This is a genomic window from bacterium (genome assembly GCA_022616075.1).
Lineage (GTDB): Bacteria > Acidobacteriota > HRBIN11 > JAKEFK01 > JAKEFK01 > JAKEFK01.
Map to the genome: position 1 here is coordinate 1 of JAKEFK010000031.1, position 7,407 is coordinate 7,407.

The 7,407-nt window shown below is 50.1% G+C and carries 3 protein-coding genes and 1 pseudogene; 3 read left to right on the forward strand and 1 reads right to left on the reverse strand.

Features of this window, described 5'->3' with window-relative positions; genetic code table 11:
• From L0156_02800 to L0156_02810, 3 genes and pseudogenes are all read left to right on the forward strand, one after another.
• The coding region (locus L0156_02800) for a VWA domain-containing protein (GenBank protein MCI0601919.1) at positions 1-2,680 on the forward strand (2,680 nt) is incomplete at its 5' end.
• Positions 2,681-2,756: 76 nt separating this feature from the next.
• Positions 2,757-3,866, forward strand: a pseudogene (locus tag L0156_02805) (P1 family peptidase).
• A gap of 225 nt (positions 3,867-4,091) precedes the next feature.
• The gene (locus L0156_02810) at positions 4,092-5,570 is read left to right on the forward strand and encodes an amidohydrolase (protein MCI0601920.1); all 1,479 of its coding nucleotides are present in this window, start codon (positions 4,092-4,094) and stop codon (positions 5,568-5,570) included.
• Between the two features lie 28 nt (positions 5,571-5,598).
• On the opposite strand, the gene L0156_02815 is transcribed toward L0156_02810, so the two are convergent.
• On the reverse strand, positions 5,599-7,407 hold a 1,809-nt coding region (locus tag L0156_02815; GenBank protein ID MCI0601921.1), incomplete at its 5' end, for a protein kinase.

Genomic DNA, 7,407 nt, shown 5'->3' on the forward strand with positions numbered 1-7,407 from the left:
ACAATCGTTAACGGAGAATAAGAAAAAATCGCCGGCGCCCAAAAAAGCACCGATTCATACGAAAATTCCGGCTCCACGCAAGATTGAGAAGGAGCGCGTAACGTCAAAAAAAGAAAATCCTCAGACCTACAATCGCGAATATCTTGAAAAAGTTCCGAGCGGGCGTGATCCGTGGGTAGTCCTTGAACAAACCCCTGGTGTTGATAATGACCGATTGAAAGTTGGAGGTTCTGAATCGGGTCAGCAAACCGGATATTTTGCGGGCGGCGCACAGCCTGCGAACAATGCCTGGAACTACGATGGTGTCGTTGCGGATACACTGGTGGCACCACCTCCGCCATCCCCTGCGGAACCCCCGCCAGCATCACCCAAGCCTCCGCTGCCAGAAGTAGCGTCACCGCCCGTCGCGGAGCGAAAAACCGCGGGGAAAACACCCACTTACTACGATTACGATGCCTTTGAAGAACTGCAAAACGCGACGCAGCTGAACATCCTTATTGATGAGAATAAGCGGAAATCCTCGTCTTATCGCGATACAGAACAAACCGCAAGGCAAGGAACTCTGTTGGCACAAAACGCCGAAGGAGAGACAATCGGTGATTTCCCGCTGAAACACACAGAAGTCTCTGCAGAAATTTCCGGACAGTTCGCAAAAACAATTGTTGAGCAGCAGTACTCAAATGCGTTCCAGGAAGCGATTGAAGCAGTTTATGTTTTTCCTCTGCCTGCAATGGCCGCTGTAAATGATTTCGTGATGGAAGTCGGCGATCAAAAGATTGTAGGAATCGTTCGCCCACGTGAAGAAGCGGAACGAATCTATCAGCAGGCAAAAACTCGCGGACAAACGGCAAGCCTTCTTACTCAAGAAAGGTCCAATATATTCACACAGAATGTTGCCAATATCGAACCGGGCGGAAAGGTAAACATCAAAATCACTTACTTCGAAAAGTTAAACTACGAACGTGGTTACTATGAATACATCTTTCCAATGGTCGTCGGACCTCGCTACATCCCGGGAAATTCAGAATCCGTTTCTCCGAATAAAAATCCTGGTGGAGGCTGGTCCGCGCCAACGGATCAGGTGCCCGATGCCGACAGGATAACACCTCCCGTTCTGCGACCGGACCAAAGAAGCGGGCACGATATCAACGTCGCGATCAAGCTGGATGCAGGTCTTCCCATCCAGGATATGAAATGCGTCACTCATGGATTGGAGATAAAGGAAGAAAGTTCCTCACGAAGAGTGATCAAACTAAAGCGAGCCGCTTCGATTCCTAATCGTGATCTGGTCCTGCGTTGGAGCGTGGCAGGTGATCAAACGCAAATGGGAGTATTCACCCACAGATCAGACAGCAATGGGTTTTTTACACTGCTGATGCAGCCTCCGTTGAATCCTGCAGATAATCAGGTTACTCCGCGCGAAATTATTTTCATTCTGGATATTTCAGGAAGCATGCAAGGCATCCCGATTGAGATGTCGAAGCAGGTTGTGAGCCGCGCGCTGGACCGGATGCGTGCAGAAGACATTTTCAACATTTTCGTTTTCGCCAATGGGAACGCGCAACTGTGGGAAGCGCCCCGTGAGCGAACCAAAGAAAACATTGCCACGGCAAAACAATTTCTGCAAACACTTCAGGGTTCGGGAGGCACGGAAATGCTTGCCGGAGTGCAGCGCGCGCTTCATGCGACCCATGATTCAAAATACCTTCAGATGTATGCATTTCTCACGGATGGATACATAGGCAATGAAGATGCAATATTGAAGGTTATCAAAGAAGAACGTGGTGATGCGCGTTTCTTTGCATTTGGAATTGGTTCCAGCGTGAACCGGTACTTGATCGATGGGATCGGCAAATACGGCGGTGGAGTCTCGCATGTCGTTTTGCCACAAGATCGTAGTTTTGCATTGCGAGCAGTCGATGAATTCTATGAATGCATCGATTCGCCTGTGCTGGTGGATATTGAGTTGGATTGGCACGGACTCCCCGTACGAGAAGTGTATCCGCGAAAAATCGGCGATTTGTTTGCAGGCCAAATCGTTGCCCTTACCGGACGTTTCAATCGGGCCGCCAAAGGAAAGGCGTTTGTGAAAGCGCGGGTGGGAGATAGACAGATGAGATACGAAATCCAGATGAACCTTCCTGAAAAGCAGCAAGCACATTCCGCTCTTGCGCCGGTTTGGGCACGTTACAAAATTGAGGAATTATCCGAAGCTATGGTAACGGCGGCCGAAGATCAGAAAGCGGAGATACAACAGCAAATCACGGATCTGGGAATTCAACACCGGCTTGTGACGCAGTATACGTCCTTCGTTGCTGTTGATGAATCACGTGTCGTGAGTCATGGAAATCCTTTGAGGATTTTGCAGCCGGTGGAGTTACCGAAAGGTGTCAGCTATGAAGGAAATTTTGGCGAACAACCGGTCGGCCAGGTTATGAAGATTGATACGTGGGGAGTTTATTTGCAGTTAACTCAATCCGGAAAGATTTTGATTTGTCATGTGGAGCCGACTTCTGTAGCCGCGCGTTCGGGAATCAAACCCGGAGCGATTTTGAAGAGTATCAACCGAATCATGGTTCATGACCTACTACATCTGAACGGACTGCTACTGCAAACCGGCGGTAAGAATGTTCAGTTGGAATTCATCAACGGCCAAACAGTGTTAATGCCGGTTCCGTAGCGAACACTATCGCAACAAAGTAGCGCGGACGTCTCGTCCGCACCACTTTGCCTACAAAATGCTATCATGAGCGAACATGAAGTATTTCATCGCCTTATTTTTTTTCGCAATAACAGTTCACGGATTCGCTGCGGAACAAAAGAAAAGGCCTCGTGCTCGCGAAATCGGTCTCAGAGTCGGCATACTTCCAACCGGCAGGTTGAACTCGATTACGGATGTATCCGGCGTGCGAGTCGGTCATACAACGATCATTCGCGGTGATGACATTCGCACAGGAGTTACGGCAATTTTGCCTCACTCCGGTAATCTCTTTCGTGAAAAAGTTCCAGGCGCAGTCTTTGTTGGAAACGGTTTTGGGAAGCTCGCAGGATCAACGCAAGTGAATGAACTTGGTGAAATCGAGACTCCCATTCTTCTCACCTCCACGTTGAGCGTTCCGCGCGTCGCGGATGCCGTAATGGATTACATGCTCCAACTGCCAGGCAATGAAGAAGTACGATCCGTCAATCCTCTAGTAGCAGAAACGAATGATGGCATGTTGAACGACATTCGCGGACGGCATGTCACGCGTGAAGACGTGATCCACGCGATTCAGAATGCGAAAGATGGTGTGGTTGAGGAAGGCACGGTAGGCGCGGGAACCGGCACGATTGCGTTTGGATTCAAAGGAGGAATCGGCACGGCCTCACGCAAATTACCGCCATCCCTTGGCGGCTATACGGTGGGCGTGCTTGTTCAAACAAATTTCGGTGGAGTGCTTTCCATCGCCGGCGCGCCGGTGGGCAAAGAGTTGGGCCGGTATTACTTGAAGGACGAATGGGAACAGACCGGTGAAAAGCAGCAGAGTGGCGGCTCTGTGATCATCGTTATAGCTACGGATGCTCCGGTTGACGCGCGAAACCTGCGCCGGATGGCTTCGCGCGCGATGATGGGCCTTGCTCGAACAGGCGCATCCGGAGATAACGGAAGCGGCGATTACGCAATCGCTTTTTCGACTGCCGCCGGAACGCTGAAGCTGCTTTCCAACAACGCGGTATCTCCCTTGTTTCTCGCGGTGATTGAGGCCACTGAAGAAGCGGTCTATAACTCGCTATTCCGCGCAACTACTTTGACGGGCCGCGGCAATACCGTAGAAGCATTACCGATCGATCGCACGATTGAAATACTACGAAAATACAAATCCATAGATAATCCGACAAAAGATGTTGAACTAACGGCGGATCTCATTTTATGGAACGGGATCCTCTGGACGGTCGATGAAAATCAACCGGAGGCGGAAGCAGTGGCTATCCGGGGAGAGAAAATCCTGGCCGTTGGAACTTCAAAAGACATTTTGAAGTTGCAAGGCCCAGCGACCCGAATCGTGGATTTGAAGGGAGCCTTTGTGGTTCCCGGTTTCGTTGATAATCATGTGCATTTTGCAGCCGCAGCGCAGTTCCTCGAATTCAACATCATGAACGTTTCCACGCAGGAAGAATTCGTGAGGCGCATGAAGACTGTGATCGCAGAATTACCGGAAGGAGAATGGATTACGGGCGGTTTCTGGGGAGCTTACGATCAATGGGCCGCAGGGAGCGCCGGCGGTGAAAGGCGCAAGATGTTCACGCCCGATATGCGACAAATTGAGGAAATCACTTCTAGTTATCCTGTATTCATTCGCAAATACGACGATACTGAATTTGCAGTAAATCGCGCAGCACTGAAATCCGCAGGTCTCGATCCGCTCTATCCTTCCACGAAGGGAATTGAATTTTTGCGAGACCAAAACCGTAAATTCACAGGGATCTTGAAAGGAAAAGGAGTGCTCGATTTTTTTAAAACGAAAATACCGGAGCGAGTCTCTCATCAGCGCAGATTAAAGCAAAGCAAGAAAGCTCTCGCAGAAATCCGCAAGTTTGGTGTTACCGGCATCAGTGACATGTCGGATGATGAACAACTTGCAATTTATGAAGAGCTCCGAAAATCAAACGAATTGACGGTTCGCGTGCATTTCCGGTATCTCCTGGATCGATGGAAAGAACTAGCGGACCGCAAGATTCAGATTGGAGCGGGCGACGAATGGATCCGTCTGGGCTCATTGAAAGGACACATCGATGGCATCATGGGCAACAGCACTGCGCGTTTCTTCGAACCCTATTCGCACGATAGGGATAACAGGGGAAAATGGCGCCCTCTGATGGTGGATGAGAAAGGCAATTTTGTGGAAGGCAAGTTTTTGAAGTATATGCTGGATGCCGACAAAGCGGGACTCCAGCTTACGGTCCACGCAATCGGCGATGAAGCGAATCACTTGCTGTTAACCTATCTGGAAAATTTAGACAAGCAAAATGGAAAACGAGAACGTCGTTTCCGTCTGGTTCATGCTCAAGTTATCGCTCCGCCCGATTTTTCACGTTTAGGAAAACTCAATGTCGTTGCTGAAGTCCAGCCGTTTCACTTGAGTGACGATATGCGGTGGATGGAAGAAAGAATCGGCCGTGAACGATGCAAGGGCGCTTACGCTTTCAAAAGCATTATGGATAGTGGAGCAATTCTATCGTTCGGAACTGATTGGCCCGGAACTTCTGCCGCAGAATACCCGATCAATCCTATGTTCGGCCTATACGCGGCAGTCACGCGAAAAACAATTTCGGGCTTGCCTGCAAAAGGCTGGTTTCCGTTAGAAAGAATCACAATTCAAGATGCGATCAAAGCCTACACATACAACACGGCCTATGCGAGTTTTGAAGAGAACATCAAGGGATCGATTACACCCGGGAAACTGGCTGATGTTAGCGTACTCTCCGCGAATCTGCTAAAGATTCCTCCCGAAGAAATCCTTAGAACAAAAGTGTTGCACACAATAGTTGGAGGCAAACTCGTATTCTCGCTCAAAAAGAATGGTGACTAAAGTGGTTCTCCATCAGCGAGCGGATTTCTTAAGATTCAAGCTGATTGATGATGCGATTGAGCTCTACGAGGAATGATTCTGCGTTTTCGAAGCGATTCGTTTTGTTTTTCTCGGTCAGCTTTTGAACAAGCCGAAATATGGAATCCGGAAGGTTTGATTCCGGAGGGAAAGGCGGCAGTGATTTGCTGCGATGCATATCCAGAACCACAAGAGGATCATCGCTGTAAAACGGAAGGTTGCCTGCCAGGCAACGATAAAGGATGATTCCCAGACTGTATAGGTCGGACTGTTGATCGACTTCGGCAGGATTCCTGGATTCCGGCGCGCCATAGGAAGGTGTTCCCAGAAAGGTTCCGGAAGTAGTCAGCCCGGGGGAATCCATGAGATGAGCGATTCCGTAGTCGAGCACTTTCAATCCACCACGATCCAGGATCATAATGTTTTCCGGCTTCAGATCACGGTGCACAATTCCTTTGAATCGGGCGTAGTCAAGAGCCAGCGCAACATCGCGTGCGATCTCCAGAGAATTACGAACGGTAAGATGGCCCTCCCTGCGCAATTTCTTTTCCAACGTTTCGCCTTCCAGTAGTTCCATCGCAATAAAAGGTTTGTCTTCTACTTTGCTCGCTTCCAGAATCCGGATGATGTTCGGATGATGCAGAGTTGAACCAAGAGAACCTTCGCGCACAAAACGCTGAACGAACTGCGGATCATCCAGCAGGTGATCATGTGGCATTTTTAGTGCCACGGGAAGTCCGTCGCGTGTGCGTTTCGCAAGAAAAGTCGTCCCCATTCCGCCGTGGCCGAGTACACCCATCAACTGGAAACCTCCAAGAAAATCCGGAGTACCCTTCGGAAGTCCACGCGACTTCACCCTGATCCCCATCAACATCGCTTCACCCACAGGAAGCGCTTCAGGCGATGGGGACGCTGACTCCAGCCACAAATCATGAGTCGGGCTGTCGGTCATGGCATTCTTCGCCACCGGCTCCGGTACCGTTGGTGTCCTGCCTGACTCATCTGAAAAGGCTTTCTGTTTTCGCAGAAAAAGAAACGCAACCGCCGCAGCTGCGATCGCCAACAGTACGATAATATTTTGCATTGTCTGCGATGATTCTTTGGGGAAAACTGTAACCGCTGGTTCTGAGGACTTTTTTTTGGGCGCGATGACGACTTCCTTCGGCGCTTCCTGTGACGGGCTAGCAGTTGAAGGAGTGACAGCTTCTTTCTCTGGAGTCTGAATCTTCATTTGCGGCTGTGGTTGCGGGCTCTGGGAAGGCTCTTGCCGCAAAGCCGGAGTGGGGGATAACATCAGCACTATTGTCTGCGTTTCTCCTTCTTTGAGATCCACGGTCCTGTGGCCCGGTTCGAAACCTTGCATTGCGCATTCGATGTTGTGCGTTCCTGAAGGCAATGTAATTCTTAGCGGCGTCGCGCCGCGAAATTCACCATCAATCTTGATCATGGCTCCAGCAGGATTTGATTCTGCTATCAAAGTTGCCTGTATAGGAACCTTGGGTTGCTCAACAGTAGGCTGAGCCGTTGCCAGCGCCGAAGGGGGTGGTTGCGCTATTTCCTTCTTGCTGAGCTCGGCCGCAACTTTTTCTTTGAGCTCGTGTAGCCTGGCTGCTGGAGTGACACCGCCTTTGAGCGACAATTCCAAGTGTTGCGTTGCTTCGGCAAACATGCCGAGGCGAAACTCGCAATGAGCAAGGTGAGCATATGGATCGTAGTTCAGCAAGAAATTCAAACCGTAAGTACGAACGCGCCGTGCTGGCGACGGCTTCAGGGAAGCTGCTTCCAGAAAATGATCCCTCGCTTCCTTCCATTTGCCCGC